Source organism: Pseudomonas sp. MSSRFD41, from assembly GCF_014230245.1.
In the GTDB taxonomy this organism is placed as follows: domain Bacteria; phylum Pseudomonadota; class Gammaproteobacteria; order Pseudomonadales; family Pseudomonadaceae; genus Aquipseudomonas; species Aquipseudomonas piscis.
Genome location: NZ_JACKZK010000020.1, coordinates 83,562 through 106,354, shown reverse-complemented (window position 1 = coordinate 106,354; position 22,793 = coordinate 83,562). Strand labels below are relative to the sequence as shown.

Genomic DNA, 22,793 nt, shown 5'->3' with positions numbered 1-22,793 from the left:
CCCGGAGGACTCCTGAAGCCCTGCGAGCCTTGGCCGATCAGAGGCTGGCGGCGGCTTCGGCGATCAACCCGGCCACGGCGTGCGGTTGCGAGGCCAGGGAGGCATGGCTGGCGTCCAGGCGGATCACCTTGCGTGCGTTCAGGCGTGCGGCCATGCGTTCCTGGTTGGGCGGGGCGATCATGCGGTCGGCGCTGGAGATCTGGTACCACGAGGGTTTGTCGCGCCAGGCCGGGGCGCCCAGGGTGTCGCCGAAGGTATTGGCCAGCGGGGCTTTCTGGGTCAGGCCCATGATCAGTCCCTCGCGGGCCGGCAAGTCCTGGCAAAAACTCTCGTGGAAGCGTTCCGGACGAACCCACAGGTAGCCATCGCTGTCCGGCTCCAGGTTGGCCGCAGCCGCGGGAGCAAACTCCTGGGTCAGGCTGCCGGGGCTCTCGCCGCTGTCGGGAGCGAAGGCGGCGATGTACACCAGGCCGGCGACGTTGGCCTCGTGGCCGGCCTGGGTGATCACCGCGCCGCCGTAGGAATGCCCCACCAGCAGCACCGGCCCGGCTTGCTGGGCCAGCAGCTTGCGGGTGCGCTCGACGTCATCGGCCAGGGACGTCAGGGGCAACTCTACCGCGCGGATCTTCCGGTGGCCGCGTTCCAGCAATTCGTCGATGACCCGGTTCCAGTGGGCGGCGCCGCCCCAGAACCCGTGGACCAGGACGATCGTGGGTGTATCGCTCATGGCATCGCTCCTTTTCACGGCAGGGGCGGCCCCGGGCGGATACCCGGGGTCCCTGTCCGTTACAGAGCATGCATCAGGCTCATTGCGGCGCCAGTGCCGGTTCAGCAATCCGGATGTACGGCAGGTTCCGACAGGTGGTCGCCGCGCCGGCCCAGGGTGAGGTTGCCGCGCAACGGCCAGTCGTTGACGTCGCCGGTGCTTGCCCAGGCTACATGAGGATGATCTCGTAGGGCAGGCGCATGCGTTCGAGCACGATGGGCGACAGCGACGGCTGCAAGCCGATCTCCGGTTCGCCCTGCAGTTGGCTGGCGTAGGCATGGGCGGCGTGGCGCTTGCGGGCCACGGTCCAGGTGTCCAGGCGCAGCTTGCGCGCCCGTTGCCAGGGAATCTGGTGCTCCTCGCGGACCGAGCTGTGCCAGGCCCACACGGGGATCTCGCAGAACCTTGCACCCACTTGCGCCGCGGCCTTGGCGGCAGCCCGGCCCACGGCCTCGTGATCGAGGTTGCCGTCTTCGCGCCAGGTGCTGAAGACCACGTCCCCGGGGCGCAGGTAGCGGCTGATGAACGGCACCAGCTGCTGCTCGCGCTCGCTCAAGGCACTGTCGGCGAACCCGCCGCGGATCCATTTCAGGCTATGCAAAGGCAAGCCCAGGCGGCGCAAGGCTTCGGCGCTTTCCTGGGGGCGGAACACACTCAGGCGGCGTTCCGGCCAGACCTCGGACCCGGGGTGGCTGGCGCTGCCGTCGCTGACCGAGATCAGTTCCAGGGGGTGGCCGTGGTGGGCCAGTACCTGCAGCAGGCCGCCGCTGGCGATCACTTCGTCACCGGGATGCGGAGCCACCATCACCGCCCGGGAACCGGCCGGCACCAGGTTGGCAAGATTGATGGCCGGGACCTCGGCCAGGCTATGGGCGCTGTTCCAGATCTGGCTGGGCCAGCTGTTATCTATTGCGGATATGGCTTTCATAACGTGATACATCCCTGTTTCCGGGCCGTATGCAAAAACTGAACGAGCGTTCAGCATCGGCCCTGGGTTTGCACGCACGCTGATTCCATGGCACCTGCCTCAGCGTGAAGTACCGGTGTCCCATCCCTTTGGAACGCCGTGATAGCTGCGCAATCATACTCAGCCCGGCGCCGCCCACACAGGGGGCGCCAGGATAATTTGTCGATTGCGGTCCGGTTGATAGGGTAGACGTATTTCGTTACCGGGTATGTCGTCCTGACGAATATCGTCCCCGAAAAGCGCCAGGCGTCCCCCAAGACTCGGTCCCAAGGCTGCCCCAGGCCCCTGGCAAGCCCCGTCCGCCTGGATGGCGACTATTCCTGCTCCTCGCGCTTGAGTTCGAAGAACAGCAACGAACGTCCGGTCACCGAGTATTCATGGTCGAAGTCCAGGCGTTCCTGGCCGCGCACCGCCGGCTGGTTGGTGTCGAGCATGCATGTCCAGAATTCCCCGGCCGGCACTTGCGGCAGGCGGAAATTGACGATGTCGTGGTGCGCGTTGACCACCAGCAGCACCGTGGCGTCGGCACCCTGGCGGCGGATGCCGGTTTCCTGGGCGCGGCCATCGAGCAGCATGCCCAGGCACCGGCCATGGGGATCTTGCCAATGCTCGGTGGTCATCTCGCTGCCGTCAGGGGCTAGCCAGGTGACGTCCTTGACCCCGATGTCCTCGTTGTAGTTGCCCACCAGGAAGCGCCCGCGCCGCAGGATCGGATAGCTCAGGCGCAGCTTGACCAGGCGCTTGACGAACTTGAGCAGCGACTTGCCATCTTCGTCCAGGTCCCAGTTGACCCAGCCGATCTCGCTGTCCTGGCAATAGGCGTTGTTGTTGCCGTGCTGGGTGCGGGCGAACTCGTCGCCAGCCACCATCATCGGCGTGCCCTGGGCCAGCAGCAGGGTGGCGAAGAAGTTGCGCATCTGGCGCAGGCGCAGGGCATTGATCGCCGGATCGTCGGTGGGGCCTTCTGTCCCGTGATTCCAGGACAGGTTGTTGTTGCTGCCGTCCTGGTTGTTCTCGTCGTTGGCCTCGTTGTGCTTGTCGTTGTAGGACACCAGGTCGTGCAGGGTGAAGCCGTCGTGGGCGGTGATGAAATTGACCGAGGCATAAGGGCGACGACCTCGCTGATTGAACATTTCCCCGGAGGCGGTCATGCGCCCGGCGAAATCCGCCAACTGGCCGTCATCGCCTTTCCAGAAGGCGCGCACGGTGTCGCGAAAGCGATCGTTCCATTCCATCCAGCCCGGCGGGAAGCGCCCCACCTGATAACCACCCGGGCCGCAATCCCAGGGCTCGGCGATCATCTTCACCTGGCGCAGCAGCGGGTCCTGGCGGCAGGCCACGAGGAAGCTGTGGCGCTCGTCGAAGCCATCGTGATAGCGCCCGAGAATGGTCGCCAGGTCGAAGCGGAAGCCGTCGACGTGCATCTCGCCAGCCCAGTAGCGCAGTGAGTCGGTGACCATCTGCAAGACGCAGGGATGGCTCAGGTCCAGGGTGTTGCCCGTCCCGGAATCATTGATATAGAAGCGTTTGTCGTCGGGCATCAGGCGGTAGTACGAGGCGTTGTCGATACCACGCATGGACAGGGTCGGTCCCTGTTCGTTGCCCTCGGCGGTGTGGTTGTAGACCACGTCCAGCAGCACCTCCAGGCCGGCCTCGTGCAGGTGCGCGACCATTTCCTTGAACTCGGCGATCTTGCCGCTGGCCAGGTAGCGCGGGTCCGGGGCGAAGAAGGCGATGCTGTTGTAGCCCCAGTAGTTGGTCATGCCTTTTTGCAGCAGGTGCTGGTCGTTGACGAAGGCATGGATCGGCAGCAACTCCACCGACGATACCCCCAGGCTGCGGATGTGCTTGAGCACGTCCTCGACCATCAACCCGGCGAAGCTGCCGCGCAGCTGCTCGGGAACCGCCGGGTGGCGCATGGTGAAGCCGCGCACGTGGGTCTCGTAGATGATGGTCTTGTCCCAGGGCACGCTGACGCGCTGGTCGTTGCCCCACGTGTGGGCCGGGTCGATGACCTTGCACTTGGGCACGAAGGGCGCGCTGTCGCGCTCATCGAAGCTCAGGTCGGCATCGGGGTGGCCGATGGTGTAGCCGAACAGCGCCTCGGACCACTTGAGCTCGCCCACCAGTTGTTTGGCATAGGGGTCGATCAACAGCTTGTTGGGGTTGAAGCGATGGCCGTTGACCGGGTCGTAGGGGCCGTGCACGCGGTAGCCATAGACCAGCCCGGGATGGGCGTCGGGCAGGTAGCCGTGGAAGATCTCGTCGGTGTATTCCGGCAGTTCGATGCGCTCCAGCTCCACCTCGCCGGCAGCGTCGAAGATGCACAGCTCGACCTTGGTGGCATTGGCCGAGAACAGGGCGAAGTTGACGCCCAGGCCGTCCCAGGTGGCGCCGAGCGGGAAGGGCAGGCCCTCGCGGATGCGTGAAGGTTCGTGGTGGGAGGCGGACGTCGGGCTGTGCTTGGGTGTACTCATGGTTGCTCCTGCAATGAGAATGGCGGGACAGGCCGAACGCGGCCCTTGCGGCACCGGGCGGGTCGCAACGAAAGAAGGTTGCCCGGGCCGGATGGATATCAGCTGGCTGGCGGCTTGCGGGGTGCCCGGGGCTTTTTGAGCACCGCCGGTTTCTCTCCCGCTGGCACCTGCGTCGTGGCCGGCTTGGCCTTGGGCTTGGCCGTCGCTCTGCTGCCAGGTTTGGCGGCCGCCGGTTTGGCCTGCACGGCCTTGGGCGGCTTGGCCGGGGCCAGGGCTTCGGCCTCGGCGAGCTTGCAGGCCATTTCCCAATGGCGTTGTTCCTGGCCCTGGGGTTTTCCTTCCGACTCCCAGATCTGATAGGCGAACTCACGTATGCGTTTATCGTCAGTACTCATCGCAATGCTCCCGCGCTGGATTCAATGGTCGATCAAGAGGTTCAACGCGAAGTCCCGCAGGACTTCGGCGAGCATCAGCTCCCTGTGGGCTGTGACTGTCGCGTTGGCAAAAAGTCCATTCAGATTGCGCCCCGGGGTGGCGAACGGCAGTTGCACCCGGGTGTCGCCCCAAAGTCCGGCATCCAGGTGTGGAGCCGGGCTGTCCCCGAGCAGACCGGCCACCCGTACCGGGACTATCACCAGCGCTCGCTGCTGGTGGTACTCGCGCAGGAAGGCCAGTACGTGGCCGGCCCGTTGCCCGAGGACCTGCAAGGGCTGGTAGCTGCCATGCCGGAACAGCTGCGGATATCGGCGGCGCAGTTCCAGGGCGCGGGCGATCAGGCCTTGCTTGATCTGGCCGGTGTGCCATTGGGACAGCCACTGGGCCGCCGTGGCCGGCTGTTCCAGGGCCTGGCGCCGGTCCTGGTAGTCCACCGGGCGGCGGTTGTCCGGGTCCACCAGGCTGAAGTCCCAGAGCTCATTGCCCTGGTACAGGTCGGGGACCCCGGGTACGGTCAGGCGCAGCAGGGCCTGCGCCAGGCTGTTGAGGGCGCCCGCGGGGGCGATGGACTGGACCGCGGCGGCGATCGAGCGGCGTAGTTCCAAGCCGCGTGGGGTGAGCAACAGGTTCTCGATGAAGGCCTGCACGGCCTCTTCGTATTGCAGGTTGGGCGCGGACCAGCCGCTGTGCAGTTTGGCCTCGCGCAGGGCCTTGAGCTGCCATTGCCAGATGCGCTGGGTGTATTGCTCCAGCGCTGGAGCATCGCCGGCTTGGAGGTCCAGGGGCCAGCTGCCCAGCAGGCTCTGGTAGAGAATCAGCTCGTCCGCCGCCGAGGGCGCGTCGACGGCGGCACGCAGGGGCTCGGCCAGCCTGCGCCAGTGCTCCACCTGCCCGGCGTACCAGGTGGCCCGCTCGCTGAGCACCGCCAACCGCGCCCGGCTGTCCTCGCCGCGCTTGTGGTCATGGGTGGCGGTGGCCAGCAGGTTGTCGGGAAAGCTCTCCAGGCGTTCGATGCAAGCCTGGTGGAATGCCGCCAGGGGCGCGCTGAAGGTCTGGGTATCGAAGCCTACGTCGTTGCGTGCCAGCAGCACCGCCGAGCGATAGAAGGCTGTGTCTTCCACGGCCTTGGCCGCCGCCGGCGAAGTCAGCTGCTGGAAGCGCACCCCGGCATGGCGCAGCAGCCTGCGGGCCGGGCCCGCTGGCACTTGGCGCCAGCCCTGGCCGCCAAGCCAGCGATCCAGGTAGTCCAGCACCGGCCAGTCGGCTTCGCTGAGGCTGGCCCGGGCGCCTTCCAGGGCTTGCTGGAAAAAGCGCTGGTCCTGGGGCCCACGACCGCACCCCCCGATATAGGTGCGGTACACCGGGAAGTGCACGATCAGTTCCTGCAAGGCCCGGCGAATGGCACCCAGGGTCAGGTCGCGACTCATCAGGTCAAGCCGAGCCACCTGCAGCAGGGCCTGGGCCACGCTTTCGAAATCTCCCGCCAGGGAGCCATTGAGGATCTGCTGGCGGGCCAGCCGCGCCTCCGCAAGAAAGTCTGGCGTGCGCTGGCTGTGCTGGTTCCAGAGTTCGGCCAGGGGCGCCTGGCCGGCGGGATCGTGCTGCAACAGCGACAGCTGGTTCATGAATTCGTAGCCGGTGCTGCCGTCGACGCCCCAGTGGCGAGGCAGGGTTTCCCCGGCGCCGAGGATCTTCTCGACATAGATCGGCAAGTGTTCACCGGGGCGCAGGCGATCGACCCGGCGCCGCAGCTTGCGGCAGTAGCCCCGGGGATCGGCCAGGCCGTCGACATGGTCGATGCGCAGGCCATCCACCAGCCGGCGCTGGATCAGTTCGAAGATCTTGCCGTGGGTGGCTTCGAATACCGCCGGCCGCTCCACCCGCAGGCCGCCCAGCTCGTTGATGTCGAAGAACCTGCGCCAGTTGATGTCGTCGGCGGCCGTGCGCCAACTGGCCAGGCGATAGCTCTGGCGCTCCAGCAATTGGTGCAGGCGTTCGAAGCCGGGAGCCTGCCGTGAGTCATAGTCGACAAGCTTGTGGGCCACGGCCTGGCGTACCTCGGGTTGTTGCAGCGCCTCGCCCAGGGCTTGCTGCAGGGGCTGCGCTTGAGCGTGGGCATCGCTGTTGAAGCGCAGGGCGGCGAAGGCGTCGGCCAAGGGCTTCAAGGTTTCGGTTGCTGCGCCGTCAGGGTGCAGCAACTCTGCATAGTCGCCGGGACAGATGGGAAAGCGATGCTCGTGGTGGCGGACATGGAACCCCCGCAAGTCATCGTCCAGATGCAATTGCAGGCTGCCTTCCTGCAACGCCTGGCCATAGTCGCTGCCCAGGAATGGCAGCAGCAACTGGCCAGCCATCAGTGGATCGGACGAGTGCCACTGGATATCGAAGAACTCGCTATAAGGGCTCAGACGCCCCCAGCGCAGCAGGTCGAGCCACCAGGGGTTATCGCCGCCGCCCACCGCCATGTGGTTGGACACGATGTCCAGGATCAGCCCCATGCCGTGCTGGCGCAGCACGGCCACCAGGCGTTCCAGGGCCACTTCGCCGCCCAGTTCAGGGTTGATCCGGGTCGGGTCCACCACGTCATAGCCATGCATGGAACCGGCCCGGGCGCAGAGCAACGGCGAGGCGTAAAGATGGCTGATGCCCAGGCGCGCGAAGTAGGGCACCAGGGGCACGGCGTCATCCAGGGTGAAGCCCTGGTGGAACTGCAGGCGCAGGCTGGCTCGCAGCTCGGGGGCAGGTGCTAGGTTCATCGGTCGCGCTCCTGTGCTTGTTGCCGGGCGCGGGCCAGTTGTTCCAGGCGCCGCGCGGCGTCGGTGTCGTCCAGCAAGCGCCGGGCACTGCCAGCCAGGCGCCGACACCAGTTGGGATGGCCCTCGACGGTGCCCGGCAGGTTGGCCTGTTCGTCGATGCCCAGCGCATCCTCTAGCGGCAACAGCACCAGGGGCGCACGGGTATGGCCAAGGAAGCGCACGCTGGCGTCGAGCAGCTGGTCGGTTTCATCCAGCGGCTCGCGAAAGTTCTGTGGGTCCCGGGCCAGGGCCTGGCGCAGGCCGTCGCGCTCGCGCTGGCGATGTTCCCGCCAGTGCCTGGCCCCGGCTTCATCCACCAGCTCCAGGCGCTGGTTCCACTCGATGTCGCGGCCGTGCCACCAACCGGCCAGGGGCGGCAGGTCGTGGGTACTGGTGGTGGCCAGGGCGTTGTCCGGCCAATCCAGGATGGGTTTGAAGTGGCAGCCATGGTCTTGCTCGAACAGCAGCACGCGCATGCCGAGCATGGCCCTTGCGGCGAGCTTTTCCCGCAGGCCGTCGGGCACGGTGCCCAGGTCTTCGCCGAGGACGATGGCCTGGTGGCGCTGGGATTCCAGGGCCAGCAGGCGCAGCAGGTCGTCCACCGGGTAATACAGGTACGCCCCGTCGCAGGGCGGGGCACCCCGGGGAATCACCCAGAGCCGCTGCAAGCCCATCACATGGTCGATGCGCAAGCCACCGGCATGGGCGAAGTTGGCCCGCAGCATTTCGATGAAGGCGCGAAAGCCATGGCGTTGCAGGCCTTCGGGAGAGAAGGCCGAGATCCCCCACGCCTGGCCCTGGCGATTGAGGATGTCCGGCGGGGCGCCCACGGTCAGCTCGGCCAGCAACTGATCCTGGCGACTCCAGGCCTGGCTGCCGCCACCGTCGGCGCCCACCGCCAGGTCGGCGATCAGGCCGATGCCCATGCCGCTGCTGCGGGCCGCGCTTTGCACCCGTTCCAGGTTGCGTGCGATCAGCCATTGGCAGAAGGCATGGAAGCCGATTTCCTCGGCGTGCTCCTCGGCCAGGCGTGCCAGTTCCGGGCTGGCGGGGTCACGCCAGTACTCCGGCCACTGACGCCAGTCCGGGTCTTCGCCACGGGCCACCCGCAGGGCCTGGATCGCCTCGAAACGACAGTGGTTTTCCAGGGCCTCGCCGGCTGCCTGGCGATAGCTGGCGAAGTCCTGGTGCAGCGGGTGCTCGCCCTGGCGGAAACCCTGGTACAGCTCGCGCAGCACCTGTTGCTTGGCTCGGGCCGCCGTTGGCCAGTCGATCAGCGGTTGTTGTTCCAGCGCCTGCAACTGCGGGCCCAGGCCACAGGCCTCGATGGCGGTACGCCAGGCCCGTTCGCCGAGGATCGCCCCCGGAGCGGCGTACAAGCTGTTGAGGAACAGCCGGCTGGAGGGCGAGTAGGGGCTATAGCGCTGGGGGTCGCTGCTGAACATCGCATGCAGCGGGCTGATGGCCAGGGCGTCGGCGCCGCGTTCGGCAGCCTGGTGGGCCAGTTCCTCTAGGGCCTGGGTATCGCCGAAACCGCCATCGCCGCTGCGGCGCAGGGCATACAACTGCACCCCCAGGCCCCAGGCCCGCGGCGGCTGGTCGGCCACTGCGTCGGCCACGCTGTAGCAACGTTCGGGCGCCACGGCGAGAATGAAGCGTTCATCCTCGATATCCACGCTGTGGTAACCCACGGGCAGTTCACCGGGCAACCGGCTCTGGTCGTCCAGCTGCAATTGCCGGCAACTGCCGTCTTCCAACTGCACCCGGCATTCGGTCCGCGCCGGGAAATAGTGGGCCAGGTCCAGGCCCTGGCCGACATCGGCGGTCAGCAGCGGCGGCAGGTGCCGGCCCTGCTGCCGGTGCTGCAGTTGCCGCAGGCTGCATTCGATTTCCCGGGCATTGCCGGCCGGGTGACCCAATCCGGCCAGCACCGCCCGCAGGACCCTGGGCTCGACCTTCTGCGGTCGGCCGTTGGCATCGATCCAGTCCACCGCCAGGCCGGCGCGGCTGGCGAGTATTTCCAGTTGCGCATCGCTCATGGACGCTCTCCATCGGGGGCTGTCGCGGGCTGCAGTTGCACCAGCGCGCTGAAGGCTGGCAACCAGCCCTGGCGCCAATGCTCCAGGGTGCCTGGGGGATACTGGAACCATGGCTGGGCATCGTTCGCCGGTTGCAGTTCGACCCGGTGCGCGCTGAGGTTGAGGTCGATGCGCAGCAGGCTGCCATCGCCCAGGCGCCAGCGGGCGGTGAGGGCGCCCTCGGCCAGTACCTCGGCGCCCAGGGCGCATGTTCCGGGCAGGCGCGGTACCAGCTCGCGGTGACGGATCCGCAGCAGTTCGCGGTACAGCGCCCGGGTGGCCTCGGCCTGTGCGGAACCAGCGGCTGGACGCGAGGCCAGGAAGGTCGACAGGGCGTTGGGATCGGGGATGCGCTGGCGCTCGGAGGCATCGGCGAAGGCACTGAAGGCGGCGAACTCGTCGCGCCGGCCCTGGCGCACGGCTTCGGCCAGCTCGCCCTGGTGGCTGGTGAAGAACAGGAAAGGTTCCTGCGCCGCCATTTCATCGCCCATGAACAGCAGCGGGATCATCGGTCCCAGCAGCAACAGCACCGTGGCCGCGTGCAAGGCCTGGGGCGGGGCCAGTTGGTTGAGGCGTTCGCCGAATGCGCGGTTGCCGATCTGGTCGTGGTTCTGCAAGAACAGCACGAAAGCACTGGGCGGCAAGTGGGCGCTGGGTTCGCCGCGCCGCCGCCCATGGCGGTCCAGGTGGCCCTGGAAGGCGAATCCCTGGCCCAGGCAGCGTGCCAGTTGCTGGGTCGGCTGTTCGGCGAAGTCGGCGTAGTAAGCCTCCGTTTCCCCGGTCAGCAATACGTGCAGGGCGTTATGGCCGTCGTCGTTCCACTGGGCATCGAAGCCGTGCTGCAACAGGCTGGCCTGGTTCGCCTCGTTCTCCAGGTTGAGCCACACCTGACGGCCGCCGGGAACAGCTTCGCGCACGCGCCGGGCCAGCTCCTTCAGGAAGCCCGGATCGTCGATGGCATGCACCGCATCCAGGCGCAGGCCGTCGAAGCGGTAGTCCAGCAGCCACATCAAGGCGTTGTCGATGAAGAAGTCGCGCACCGGCCGGCGGCGGAAGTCGATGGCGGCCCCCCAGGGGGTCTGCCGGTCTTCGCGAAAGAATGGGCTGGCGTAGCGCTGCAAATAGTTGCCGTCGGGGCCGAAGTGGTTGTAGACCACGTCCAGGATCACTGCAAGGCCCAGGCCGTGGGCCGCATCCACCAGGGCCTTGAGTTGCTCCGGCGTGCCATAGGACGCTTGCGGGGCATAGGGCAAGACGCCGTCGTAACCCCAGTTGCGCTCGCCGGGGAACTGCGCCAGGGGCATCAGTTCGATGGCCGTTACCCCCAGTTCCACCAGCGCTGGCAGCACCTGCTGGACTCCCTGGTAGCCGCCCAGCAGGCCCACGTGCAACTCGTAGATCACCGCTTCGGCCCAGGGCCGGCCGCTCCACTGTGGGTGCTGCCAGGCATAGGCCTGGGGATCGACCACCAGGCTGGGGCCATGCACGTCGCCGTCCTGGGCGCGGGACGCCGGGTCCGGCACCAGCAGCCGGTCATCGATATTGAACCGGTAGCGGCTGCCTGCCGGACACGCTGCCTGGATCATGAACCAGCCTTCGGGCTGGGGCAGCATGGGCACGGACTGGCCGCTGCCCAGCTCCACGCTGACATGGTGCGCATCCGGGGCCCAGAGGGCGAAACGGGTTCGCTCGGCGTCGAGCAGCACCGCGCCATGGCGCACGGGTGGTGGCGTACTGGTAGACATTTGTCAGGCCTCCTCTACCTGGCGGTCTGCCCCAAGGTCTGGGCCACCAATTGCTCGTAGAGCTCGGCGTAGGGTTCCACCGCCTGGCACCAGTTGAAGGGCGCGGCCATGGCCCGGCAGCGCATGGCATGCAGCAGCCCGGGCCGGGCGAAGACCCGGAAGGCCCGCTGCAAGGCGCCCTGGTAGCTGGCCACGCTGGATTCGTCGAACAAAAAGCCGGTGACACCGTCGTCGATGGTGTCCGCCAGGCCGCCGGTATTGCGTGCCACCGGCAGCGAGCCGAAACGCTGGGCGTACATCTGGCTCAGGCCGCAGGGCTCGTAGCGCGAGGGCATGAGCAGGAAGTCGCTGCCGGCGAACATGCGCCGGGCATCGGTCTCGTTGAAGCCGATGTGCACGCCGACGCGGCCAGGGAAGCGCCGGGCCAGTTCACGCATCGCTTGTTCCTCCTCCGGTTCGCCACGGCCGATGATGGCGATCTGGCCGCCGGCGTCGACGATGAATTCGGCCACCGCTTCGGTGAGGTCCAGGCCCTTCTGGTAGACCAGTCGCGATACCACGGCGAACAGCGGCCCATCGCTCGGCTCCAGGCCGAACAGCTGGCGTACATGGGCTGCGTTGACGGCCTTGCCGTCCCAGTCGCCGATGCCGAAGGGGCAGAACAGATGCGGGTCGGTGGCGGCGTCCCAGCTTTCGTCGATGCCGTTGGGAATGCCGCTGAGCAGGCCTTGCTGGGTCTTGCTGGCCAGGAAGCCATCGAGCCCGCAGCCGAAGTCCGGGGTGGTGATCTCCCGGGCGTAAGTGGCGCTCACCGTGGTGATGTGGCTGGCATAGGCCATGCCCGCCTTGAGGAACGACAGCTTGCCGTAGAACTCCATGCCTTCTTGCTGCAGGGCGTGCTCGGGGATGCCCAGTTCCGGGCAGCAGGCCAGGCTGACCACGCCCTGGTAGGCCAGGTTGTGGATGGTGAACAGCGTCGGGGTGCGCTGGCCGCGCCAGTGCATATAGGCCGGCGCCAGGCCGGCGGGCCAGTCGTGGGCGTGCACCAGGTCGGGGCACCAATGGATCTGCGCCAGGTTGGCGGCGATATCGGCGGCGGCCAGGCCCAGGCGGGCGAAGCGAATATGGTTGTCCGGCCAGTCGCGGCCGTTGTTGGCGCCATAGGGCGTGCCTTCGCGCTCGTAGAGCTCGGGGCAGATCAGCACATAGATCACCAAGCCGTCGGGCATGTCCATGCGGCCGATCTTGCAGGCCGGCAGCGCGGCATGGCCGCCCAGCTCGCCGATGATGTGGATCGGGTTCTCGCTATGCAGGACCTGGGGGTAACCGGGGATCAGCACCCGCACATCGTGCAGGTGGGCCATGGCCCGGGGCAGGGCGGCGGAAACATCCCCGAGGCCGCCGGTCTTGACCAGATCGGTCAGTTCCGAGGTGACGAACAGCACCCGCTTGCGGTTGGGATTCTGGCGTGCCAGTGGCAGTACCGTCTTGCTCCCGGGGAGCGGGACCAGGGGAATGCCGCGTCCACCGGCCTGCTGCGGAATGGGTTCTCCCTGGGTATCCAATACGGCGCTGATCATGTGTTTCTCCCGTGTCGTCGATCTGTTTTGGCGTATTGCACGCCGTGCCGGCCGGTTCCTGTGGCCGGGCACGAACGCATCGCACTTCGATCAGCCCGTGCTGCCCGAGTGCTGAAGCAGAATGGATGGAGGAGTCGCTGCAAGGAATGCACCAGCGGCAGCGGCCCTACCTTTACCCTGACCCTGGGCCGGAACGAAAAGTTTCGACTTTTTTCCTGGCGCTGTGACTGCATGGTCACGATGCGAGAGCCAGTCTAGGACAGAAGACGCAACGGCGCCGGGCAAGGCCCTTGCCGGGCGCCGATGCGAGGACTCGAGCGCGGCTGGTGCCGACGAGAGGTCGGTCTGTGGAGCGTATCGGGGTGCCCGCAATGGGTGCGCTGGACAGCGTTCGGTCCATAACGGGGCAGTCAGGATCTTTGGCGCTCGCTCCGGTTCTTGCGATGGCCCGTACGCAGCCTTTGGCAGCGGCTACACGAAGCCGTTGGAGCCGCCGTCGAGCCTGGCGATCAGTCCATCCAGCCCAGGGTCAGCCAGGCCAGCACCGCATAACGCACGCCCTTGGCCAGGCTGACGAGCAGCAGGAAGCGCTTGAGCGGCTCGCCCATCACCCCGGCCATCAGCGTCAGTGGGTCGCCGATCAGCGGCAGCCAGCTCAGCAGTAGCGACCAGTGCCCGTAGCGCTGGTAGTGCTTGCGCGCACGTTGCAGGTGACGCGGGCCGATGGGGAACCAGCGGCGGTCCTTGTAGTGTTCCAGGCGCCGCCCCAGCCACCAGTTGACCAGGGAGCCGAGGACATTGCCCAGGGTCGCCACCAACCACAGGCCGGGCACCGACCATCGGCCGTTGAGCAGCAGCCCTGCCAGCAGCGCTTCGGACTGTAGTGGTAGCAGGGTGGCGGCGCCGAAGGCCGCCAGGAACAAGCCGAAGTAGACGCCGATCAACGGGCCGGGTAGTCCGCGACCACCACGTCCCGACCTTCCTTGGTCAGGCCGATGACCTGGTAGGCGTCGGCGCCCATGCCGTCCATTTCCATGCCCGGCGATCCCATGGGCATGCCGGGGGCGGCGATGCCCAGCAGGTCATCGCGCTTGCGCAAGGCCAGGACCTGCTCGGCCGGCACATGGCCCTCGACGAACTTGCCGTCGAGCACCGCGGTATGGCAAGAGGCCAGGCGCGGGGCCACGCCCAGGCGCTGCTTGACGCTGCGCATGTCGTTCTCGACATGGTCATGGACCTTGAAGCCATTGGCTTGCAAGTGCTCGATCCACTTTTTGCAGCAGCCGCAGTTGGCGTCGCGGTGCACATCGATGTCGATGGGGGCGGCGGCCTGGGCCAGGGAGGTGAACAGCAGGGCGGACAGGGCCGCCAGACGCAGGGTGGATTTCATCGGAAGTCTCGTGTGGATCGAAGGTGGCGCCCTGGGGCTGCGCGAATCGCCGTGCATTTTGCGTTTTTTGCAGCACCAGGGGCGAGGCTTGTGTATCAAGGTTATACAAAGCGCTGGTAAGCGCCCGGGGTCAGAACCACAGGCGGACACCCAGTACCAGGCGGGCCTCGCTGGGTTTGTCGCCTTCGGCGCGGGCATAGTCGGCACTGTGGCCGTAGCTGCGGTTCCAGGCCACGCCCAGGTAGGGGGCGAACTGGCGATCCAGTTCGTAGCGCAGGCGCAGCCCGACTTCGGCTTGCGCCAGGCCCGATCCCAGGCCCCGTTCCGGATCGTTGCGGCCATAGAGGTTGATCTCTGCCGTGGGCTGCAGGATCAAGCGGTTGCTCAGCAAGATGTCGTAGTCGCCCTTGAGGCGCAGGGCCGTCTGGCCGCCTTCGCCGAGGTAGGCGGTGACCTGGCTTTCGAAGTTGTACAAGGCCATGCCCTGCAGGCCGATGGCGGCCCAGGTCTGGGGCGAGGCGGGCTTGAAATCCTGGCGCACACCGCCGACCAGGTCCCACCAAGGACCGATGGCATGGCCCCAGAGCGCCTCGAGCTCGATTTTCTCGCTGCGACCGTCGTTGCGCTCGCCTTCGCTACGCAGCCACAGGCGATCGATATCGCCACCGATCCAGGCATTCGTTTCCCAGGCCAGGGTGCTGCCGCGGTCGGCATCCTGGTATTCCAGCTGGTTGATCAGCCAGAGCGAATTGATCGCCTGGTCATGGACGCCATGGCCGGACACCTCGGCAAAGGCTGCGCGACGATCGGCTTCGGTAGGCGTCGGGATCGGGGTCCGGCTGCGTTCCCGGGCTGGGGCAGGGGCCAGGTCGTGGGCGCCGTGATCCATGGCGGACATCGCGCCGGGCGCCATGCCGGGCATGCCCCGGTGGTGCATGCCGACAGGGTCGGGCGCGGCGTTGGCGGTGCTGGCCACCAGGCCCAGGCCGAGCAGCAATCCGGGCAACGGCGCAGCAGGGTGGCGCTTCATGACGGACTCCCCTGCTGGTCGATGCGTACTTCGCGGAACATGCCCATCTCCATGTGGTACAGCAGGTGGCAGTGATAGGCCCAGCGGCCCAGGGCATCGGCGGTGACCCGATAACTGCGGCGGGTGCCGGGGGGCATGTCGATGGTGTGCTTGCGCACCTGGAAGCGTCCCTGTTCGTCCTCCAGGTCGCTCCATACGCCGTGCAGGTGGATGGGGTGGGTCATCATGGTGTCGTTGACCAGGACGATCCGCACTCGCTCGCCATAGGCCAGGCGCAAGGGCTGGGCGTCGCTGAACTTGATGCCGTCGAAGGACCAGGCGAACTTCTCCATGTGTCCGGTCAGGTGCAGCTCGATGGTGCGGCTGGGCTCGCGGCCGTCGGGATCCTCGAAGGTGCTGCGCAGGTCGGCGTAGGTCAGCACCCGGCGGCCGTTGTCGCGCAGGCCGATGCCCGGGTCGGCGAGTTTCGGCGTCGGGTTCATGGTCTGCATGTCCACCAGCGGATTGCCGTGCTCCGACGCCGGGTGGCGCTGCATCGGCGCCATGTCGCTGGCCTGGCTGTGGTCCATGCCCTGCATGTCGCCATGGTCCATGGCGGCCATCGGCTCGTGCCCCATGCCCGGCATGTCGCCCATGCTTGCGGGCGCCATGGCGCCGTGGCTCATGCCCATGTCGGCCATGCTCACCAGCGGGCGCGGGTCCAGGGGCGGCACGGCGGCGCCCAGGCCGTGGCTCACCGCCAGGGTGCCACGGGCATAGCCGGTACGGTCCATGGACTGGGCGAAGACGGTGTAGGCCGGCTCGCGGCCGGGTTCCACCAGCACGTCGTAGGTCTCGGCCACGGCGATGCGCAGTTCGTCGACGCTGACCGGACGTACCGGCTGGCCGTCGGCGGCGACCACGGTCATCTGCAATCCGGGGATGCGCACATCGAAGTAGCTCATGGCCGAAGCGTTGATCAGCCGCAGGCGCAGCCGTTCACCGGGCTTGAACAGCCCGGTCCAGTTGCTGCCCGGGGTCTGACCGTTGAGCAGGTAGCTGTAGGTGGCGGCGCTGATGTCGGCCAGGTCGGTGGGGCTCATGTTCATTGCGGACCACATCTTGCGATCAGCCAGGGTAGCGCCCCAGCCGTGGCGGCCGACATCGTCGATGAAGTCGCCCACGGTGCGCTTGTGGTAATTGAAGTAGCCGGACTGTTTTTTCAGGATCTGCATCAGGCGCTGTGGCGCCAGGTCGCTCCAGTCGCTGAACAGCAGCACATGCTCGCGATCGTACTGGAACGACTCCGGCTCCCGGGGATCGATCACCAGCGGGCCATAGACCCCGGCCTGCTCCTGCAGCCCGGAATGGCTGTGGTACCAGTAAGTACCGTGCTGGCGGACCTGGAAGCGGTACTCGTAGACGCTGCCCGGGGCGATGCCGGCGAAACTCAGGCCAGGCACGCCGTCCATGTTGGCCGGCAGGAGGATGCCGTGCCAGTGGATCGAGGTGTCTTGCTCCAGGCGGTTGCTCACGCGGATGTTCACCGTATCGCCTTCGCGCCAGCGCAGCAGCGGGCCGGGCAGGCCGCCATTGATGGTCATCGCGGTGCACGGGGTACCGCTGAAGTTCACCGGCGTCTGGCCGATGTACAGGTCGAATTGCCGACCGCGGATTTCCTGGGGCAGGCCAGGGTTGGCCCGGGACCAGGCCGGGGAGGGCCACAGGCCGGTGCCGGCCAGTGCGCCGGCGACGCCCAGGCCCTTGATCAAGCTGCGTCGTGTGGGATTGCCAAGCATACCGAGTGAGTCCTGTCGGTCCTGAGTTTCAGATTCAGGCAGAGACTAATCAGTGCTGGCTGTCAGCCAACTGAGGTTCAGGTTACAGATTTGTCAGCGTGACTGATGGGGGATCAGCCAAGACCGGCGAGGCTGTCCGAGGCCTGGTGCTTGATCATCCAGGTGGCGTTTCCAGGAAGCGCTTGAGGTTGTCCAGGGCCTGTCCGCAAGAGCGCTCCATGCGCGAACGCAGGCCGCCGAGATTGAGGTCGGTGGAGTATTGCAGGCTGTGCTTGAGCAGGGTGCCGTCGCCCTGTTTGCGCAACTGGTAGTCGACGATGCCATCCAGGGGCGCGGAGCTGAACACGATCTTGAACTCCCGGGGCAGCACCGCGCACAGGACCCGGCAGCTCAGGTGTACCTGCAAACCCAGCAGGTCGATGGTTTCGCTGAACCTGTAGCCGGCCGGCAGCGAACCACCCAGGCCAGTGTCGGCACGCAGGGAAGCCGGGTGCCATTCGTGCCAGCGATCAGGTTGGGAAAGGTAGTAGTAGACCGTATCGATGCTGGCGGCGATGTACCGCTGCTGGCTGATGTATTCGCCCGTCAGGTGGGGCTGGCGCTGGCCCATGATGCATGCACCTCCTTGTGGCCGGAGCTGCAAATATAGTCGCACTCCCGCGCCGTGGCGGGAGTGCGCTCGACCATTCAGCGGACTTTGAAGCGGCCCATCAGGGCGCTGACCCGCTGGTTGGCCTGGACCAGGCTCTGGGTGTTGTGTTCATTGGCCTGGCCGCTTTGCAGCAGCTCCTCGACCATATGTCGGATGCTCACCATGCTGCGATTGATTTCCTCGGTGACCGCGCTCTGTTGTTCGGCGGCGGTGGCGATCTGGGTGCTCAGGCTGTTGATCTGGTTGACCGAGCCGGCCATTTCGTCCAGGCCCGAGTTGACCCGGGCAGTGGCATCGGCCGCCGACTGGCAGCTGGCCTGGGTGTTCTCCATGGCGCTGACCGAGGAGCTGACGCCCTGGGTCAGGCGGTTGAGCATTTCGTTGATTTGCGAGGTACTGGCCTGGGTTCGGGCGGCCAGAGCGCGCACTTCGTCGGCTACCACGGCAAAGCCGCGACCCTGTTCGCCGGCCCGGGCCGCTTCGATGGCCGCGTTGAGCGCCAGCAGGTTGGTCTGCCCGGCGATGGCGCCGATCACCCCGAGGATCTCAGTGATGCGCTGGGCATCTTGCTGCATGGCCTCGACCTTGTGGGTGGCGCTGGCCACTTCGTCGATCAGGGCGATCACGCTGCTGGACGCTTCGCCCACCACCACCCGCGAGCGCTCGGCATGCTCGTTGGCGCGCTGGGTGAATGCCGCGGTTTCGGCGGCATTGGCCGCCACGCCGTCGGCGGTGGAGCTCATCTGGTTGATGGCGGTGACGGTCTGGTCGGTTTCCGAAGCGTGCCGGGCCAGGATCTGTCCGCTCTGCTCGCTGGTGCGTTGCAGCTGTTGCAGGCTGCCGGCCATGGCTTCGGTGGCCTGGGTCACCTCGCCGATCATGTCCTGCAGATAGATGATGAAGCGGTTGACCGAGTGGCCGATGGCCCCCAGCTCATCCTCGGCGCGGATGGTGATGCGCCGGGTCAGGTCGGCGTCGCCGGTGGCCAGGGTGTCGATGTTGGCCTTGAGGGCCTTCATGCGCTGCACCAGCTGGCCGATGGCATAGACCTGCAGCAGCACCAGCAGGATCACCATGGGCAGTTGCAGCAGGCCCAGGGTGCTCAGCACGTCGTCGCGCTGGGCGGTGATCAGGCGGTTGGGTAGGGCGCTGGCGAGGAACCACGGGGTGCCTTCGATCGGCTGCATGAAGAAGGTGCTGGGTTCCCCGGCGTTGTCGAACTCCAGGCGCTGCAGGCCGCTGCCGCGATTGCCCAGGGCCTGCTGCACCTGGGCGACGAAGGCCGAGCTGCTGGCCAGTTCGGTGATGTTCTTCAGGACGATGGGGCCGTTGATCCGCGAACTGTTGCTGATGATCTTGCCGTCGGCCTCGACGATCAGCATCTGTGCGCCCAGGGCCTTTTCCCGGGCGGCCACCAGGTCATTGAAGAAGCCCAGGGTCACGTCGATGGTGGCCACGCCATAGGGCACGCCGTCGCGGCTGATGGCCATGGCGCAGTTGGTGCGCGGTTCGGCGCTGGCGTCGTCCTTGTAGGCGGCGGCCCAGGCACATTGGCCCGGGGCGGTGCGCATGCCGCCCTTGTACCAGGGCTGGTCGTAGTAGTTGGGCGCCGCATCGCTGTTCCAGAAGGTATTGGCCTTGAGCTGGCCCGAGGCATCGCGGTGCCAGAAGCTGCTGTGCTTGGCGCGGCCGGGAGTACGCTGGCCGGGCAAGGGCCAGATGCCGCCGCCGAAGACCTTCTGCTCTGCATACTGGTCCACCAGGCCTGGCAGGACCCGATCGATGCTGTCGCTGTCGAGCAGGGCGACGGTCTGGGTAATGCTGCGTTGCTGGGCCTGGACCTTGCTCAACTCGCCCTGAATGCGCTGCGCCACTTCGGCGATGCGGTCCAGGGCGACCTGTTCTTCGGTCTGGCGCAACTTGGGGGCCACCAGCTGGCCGATACCCAGCACCGTGAGTATCAGCATCACGGCTATGAACAGGACCAGAAAGAGCGTGTAGCGGGCTTGAATCGTGCGCAAAGCGGGCATGGGACCGGTCCTTACCGAGCGTTTCTTATTCTTTGGGAGAGCTGCGCCTTATGCAGGGCATTAAGAAGGTATCGGCGCCGGACATGCGCTCTTTAGGACGTTCGTCCAGAAAAATCGATTTTGTGTGCAAGGAGTTTGCCGAAGTGCCAGCGAAGTCGGGAGCGGTAACCGGCAAGGCCCGCAGAAATGCTCCGAGAGTAGCCTTGAATATTGGTCAGGCCCTTTAAATCAGGGGCTCCTGGCGAATTTGTCGGAAATGTATAAAAAATGTAAATTTCCGAAATAATTCGTTGGCGCCAATTGTTTCGGCGTTGATACTTGCCCCCATTCAGATGTTTCACCATGGCTTGCGACCTGTTTCAGAGGTCTGCCCGGAGCTTTGCGAAGCTCCTATGGAGCAGGACAGGGGAATCGACAAGCCGGACTACAGGAGTTGCAGTATGGCAATCGGATACGTTGGCGGCAGCAGCATGGCAGGCCTGTTGCAGGGAGGCGGCGACGTCAAGAAGGCCCCGCAGAGCGCCAAGGTGCGCCAGATCCTGACCATGGTGGGGCAGAACGCCGCCGTGCTCGACGTGCGCAAAATGGATCAGTTGAAGTTGCACAAGCAGATCAAGGGCTTCGATCCGACGAATGTCACCATCAAGTCCTTGGGTGGCATGAGCACTTTCCTCAAGAACAACGGCTTGATCTCCGATGTAACTGCGCTGAACCTGCTCAATGCCGGTGACAAGTTCGACCGTTTCGGCATTCCGAAAAACCCCGAGGAGCCTTTCAACGCGCTGGAATACTTCGCGATGAAGATCGACGATATCCAGAACAACAACCTCAAGGGCAACAAGTACGCCAACTACCTGATTCCCGAATACAAGAAAGCCATCTACGTCCTGCAGAGCCTGCAAAGCTACGGCAAGGGCAACGGCACCACGGTGACCGACAAGAACACCGTCGCCAAGGCTTGATCCAGGCTTCGAGCCAGGGCCGGGGCGCTTTCCAGCGACCCCGGCCTTGTCGTTTCAGCGATCCAGCAGGGCCAGCACCTCTTCGCTGTAGCGAGTGCCGGCGGTGGCATGGGGGCTGAAAATGCGGTCCAGCGACGCCAGGTCATCGGCGCTCAGGCGCACCTCCAGGGCCGCTACGTTCTCCTCCAGATAACGCCGTTGCTTGGTGCCGGGGATGGGTATCAGGTATTCGCCCTGGGCCAGGACCCAGGCCAGGGCCAGTTGCCCAGCGCTGACCTCCTTCTGTATTGCCAGCTGTTGCACCTGTTCCACCAGGCGCAGGTTGCGCTGGAAGTTCTCTCCTTGAAAGCGCGGGTTGAAACGCCGGTAGTCATCGGCCGCGAAGTCGTCCGGGCTCTTCAGGGCGCCGGTGAGAAAACCCCGGCCCAGCGGGCTGTAGGGAACGAAAGCGATGCCCAGGCGCTGGCAGGTGGCAAGGCAGCCGTTTTCCTCGGGGTCGCGGCTCCACAATGAGTATTCGCTTTGCAAGGCGCTGATGGGGTGGACCTTGTGCGCCCGCTCCAGGGTCGCCGCCGAGGCTTCGCTCAAGCCCAGGTAGCGCACCTTGCCGGCCTTGACCAATTCGGCCATGGCGCCGACGGTTTCCTCGATGGGCACCTCTGGGTCGACCCGGTGCTGGTAATAGAGGTCCAGGGTATCCACGCCCAAGCGTCGCAGGCTGCCATCGATAGCGGCGTGCACATACTCCGGACGACCATCGACGCCACGGGCCGAGGCATTGGCGGGGTCGCGGACAATGCCGAACTTACTGGCCAGCACCAGCTGTTCGCGCTTGCCACGGATGGCCTGGCCGATCAGTGCTTCGTTGCTGTGGGGACCGTACATGTCGGCGGTATCCAGCAGGGTCACGCCCAAGTCCAGTGCCCGGTGCAGGGTGGCGATGGATTCCCGGGAATCGCTGCCGGTGGTGTAGAAGTCGCTCATGCCCATGCAGCCCAGGCCAATGGCGGAAACCTGTGGACCGTGCTGGCCCAGTTGTCGAGTGTGCATCGCTGGCTACTCCAGAGGTGGTGAGGCGCTCATTGTGCTGCTCGACAAAACACCGATAAACCGGCTAAAGACGCTATCACTATTAAGATTTTCCAAATAATCAAGGGCGCTTTCCATGGATCGTTTCAACGCGATGCGCGTGTTCACCCGGATCGTCGAGCTTGGCGGTTTTGCCCGGGCGGCCGATAGCCTGCAATTGCCCAGGGCTTCGGTGACCATCCTGATCAAGCAACTGGAGGCGCATCTGGGGGTGCAGTTGCTGCACCGCACCACCCGCCAGGTCAGCCCGACCCTGGACGGAGCTGCTTATTACCAGCGTTGTATACGCCTGCTGGCAGATCTGGAGGAGGCCGAGGCGGCCTTTTCCCAGGGACGGCACAATCCCCGGGGCATCTTGCGCATCGACATGCCGGCCGGTATCGGCCATCTGATCGTGATGCCGGCATTGCCGGAGTTCTGCGCGCGTTATCCATTGCTCGAGCTGGAGATCGGTCTCAACGACCGCCCGGTGGACCTGATTCGCGAGGGCGTGGACTGTGCCTTGCGTGGCGGTCCGCTACTGGACGAGAGCCTGGTGGCCCGCCCCCTGGCATGGCTGACCCAGGTGACTTGCGCCAGCCCCGGCTATTTGCGTGAGCACGGTGTTCCGACCTCCGTGGCGCAGTTGCAGGGGCATCGGATGGTGGAGTACTTCTCTGCCGTCTCCGGCAAGCGCTATGGCCTGGAGTTCCTGGTTGACGGGCAACTGCATGAGATCACTTTGCCCAAGCAGGTCGCCGTCAACAGTGCCGAAGGCTACCTGGCGGCCTGCGAGGCGGGCTACGGCTTGGTCCAGACCCCGTACTACCATGCCGCCCGGCAATTGCGGGCCGGTCTCCTGCAGGAGGTACTGGCGGCTCATGCACCGCCGCCCATGCCTCTGACGGCGCTGTATCCACCCCAGCGCCACCTTTCGACTCGTGTTCGAGTGTTCATCGATTGGCTGGTGGAACTGTTCGCCCGGCCGGACGAACTCATCCGGGGTCGCAATTGAGGTCGGCCCGGACAACAAAACGCCC

The 22,793-nt window shown here is 66.0% G+C and carries 17 protein-coding genes; 2 read left to right on the top strand and 15 right to left on the bottom strand.

All coding sequences use genetic code 11. The features are described from left to right. Nucleotides 1-37: 37 nt before the first annotated feature. The 14 genes from H7A76_RS24865 to H7A76_RS24800 form a co-directional block, all read right to left on the bottom strand. Nucleotides 38-727, bottom strand: coding sequence for an alpha/beta hydrolase (locus H7A76_RS24865; RefSeq protein WP_185700949.1), 690 nt, complete (start codon nucleotides 725-727; stop codon nucleotides 38-40). Nucleotides 728-935: 208 nt separating this feature from the next. Next, entirely contained in the window at nucleotides 936-1,694 is a 759-nt protein-coding gene (locus tag H7A76_RS24860) for a PIG-L deacetylase family protein (protein WP_185700948.1), read from the bottom strand. Nucleotides 1,695-2,047: 353 nt separating this feature from the next. After that, nucleotides 2,048-4,210: a glycogen debranching protein GlgX gene (gene glgX / locus H7A76_RS24855; protein ID WP_185700947.1), complete on the bottom strand. Its 2,163-nt coding sequence runs from the start codon at nucleotides 4,208-4,210 to the stop codon at nucleotides 2,048-2,050. 98 nt (nucleotides 4,211-4,308) lie between these two features. Then, the gene (locus H7A76_RS24850; RefSeq protein WP_185700946.1) at nucleotides 4,309-4,605 is read right to left on the bottom strand and encodes a DUF2934 domain-containing protein; all 297 of its coding nucleotides are present in this window, start codon (nucleotides 4,603-4,605) and stop codon (nucleotides 4,309-4,311) included. Between the two features lie 21 nt (nucleotides 4,606-4,626). Continuing rightward, a complete protein-coding gene (locus H7A76_RS24845) occupies nucleotides 4,627-7,401 on the bottom strand; it encodes a malto-oligosyltrehalose synthase (protein ID WP_185700945.1) in 2,775 nt (924 codons plus the stop codon). Further along, complete coding sequence (malQ, locus tag H7A76_RS24840) at nucleotides 7,398-9,479, bottom strand: 4-alpha-glucanotransferase (protein WP_185700944.1); 2,082 nt, start codon at nucleotides 9,477-9,479, stop codon at nucleotides 7,398-7,400. Before malQ ends, H7A76_RS24845 begins: the two co-directional genes overlap by 4 nt. Beyond that, complete coding sequence (gene treZ / locus H7A76_RS24835) at nucleotides 9,476-11,263, bottom strand: malto-oligosyltrehalose trehalohydrolase (protein ID WP_185700943.1); 1,788 nt, start codon at nucleotides 11,261-11,263, stop codon at nucleotides 9,476-9,478. The genes malQ and treZ overlap by 4 nt, the downstream gene beginning before the upstream one ends. Nucleotides 11,264-11,277: 14 nt before the next feature. Further along, nucleotides 11,278-12,843 (bottom strand): glycogen synthase GlgA, encoded by a 1,566-nt coding sequence (gene glgA, locus H7A76_RS24830; RefSeq protein ID WP_185700942.1) that lies wholly within the window; start codon nucleotides 12,841-12,843, stop codon nucleotides 11,278-11,280. Between the two features lie 509 nt (nucleotides 12,844-13,352). Further along, on the bottom strand, nucleotides 13,353-13,787 hold the full coding sequence (locus tag H7A76_RS24825; RefSeq protein ID WP_185700941.1) for a YqaA family protein: 435 nt from the start codon (nucleotides 13,785-13,787) through the stop codon (nucleotides 13,353-13,355). Continuing rightward, nucleotides 13,784-14,233: a DUF411 domain-containing protein gene (locus H7A76_RS24820; protein ID WP_185700940.1), complete on the bottom strand. Its 450-nt coding sequence runs from the start codon at nucleotides 14,231-14,233 to the stop codon at nucleotides 13,784-13,786. Before H7A76_RS24820 ends, H7A76_RS24825 begins: the two co-directional genes overlap by 4 nt. 130 nt (nucleotides 14,234-14,363) lie before the next feature. Next, complete coding sequence (locus H7A76_RS24815) at nucleotides 14,364-15,263, bottom strand: copper resistance protein B (RefSeq protein ID WP_185700939.1); 900 nt, start codon at nucleotides 15,261-15,263, stop codon at nucleotides 14,364-14,366. Beyond that, complete coding sequence (locus H7A76_RS24810) at nucleotides 15,260-17,041, bottom strand: copper resistance system multicopper oxidase (RefSeq protein WP_185700938.1); 1,782 nt, start codon at nucleotides 17,039-17,041, stop codon at nucleotides 15,260-15,262. The genes H7A76_RS24815 and H7A76_RS24810 overlap by 4 nt, the downstream gene beginning before the upstream one ends. Before the next feature lie 154 nt (nucleotides 17,042-17,195). Beyond that, complete coding sequence (locus H7A76_RS24805; protein WP_185700937.1) at nucleotides 17,196-17,651, bottom strand: SRPBCC family protein; 456 nt, start codon at nucleotides 17,649-17,651, stop codon at nucleotides 17,196-17,198. Between the two features lie 77 nt (nucleotides 17,652-17,728). Continuing rightward, nucleotides 17,729-19,723, bottom strand: a complete 1,995-nt coding sequence (locus H7A76_RS24800; protein WP_185700936.1) for a methyl-accepting chemotaxis protein — start codon at nucleotides 19,721-19,723, stop codon at nucleotides 17,729-17,731. Between the two features lie 440 nt (nucleotides 19,724-20,163). Here H7A76_RS24800 and H7A76_RS24795 point away from each other — a divergent pair, with 440 nt between their 5' ends. After that, nucleotides 20,164-20,685 (top strand): hypothetical protein, encoded by a 522-nt coding sequence (locus H7A76_RS24795; RefSeq protein ID WP_185700935.1) that lies wholly within the window; start codon nucleotides 20,164-20,166, stop codon nucleotides 20,683-20,685. Between the two features lie 54 nt (nucleotides 20,686-20,739). Here H7A76_RS24795 and H7A76_RS24790 read toward each other — a convergent pair whose 3' ends face one another. After that, a complete protein-coding gene (locus tag H7A76_RS24790; RefSeq protein ID WP_185700934.1) occupies nucleotides 20,740-21,735 on the bottom strand; it encodes an aldo/keto reductase in 996 nt (331 codons plus the stop codon). Between the two features lie 115 nt (nucleotides 21,736-21,850). Here H7A76_RS24790 and H7A76_RS24785 point away from each other — a divergent pair, with 115 nt between their 5' ends. Next, on the top strand, nucleotides 21,851-22,768 hold the full coding sequence (locus tag H7A76_RS24785) for a LysR family transcriptional regulator (RefSeq protein ID WP_185700933.1): 918 nt from the start codon (nucleotides 21,851-21,853) through the stop codon (nucleotides 22,766-22,768). Nucleotides 22,769-22,793: the final 25 nt, after the last annotated feature.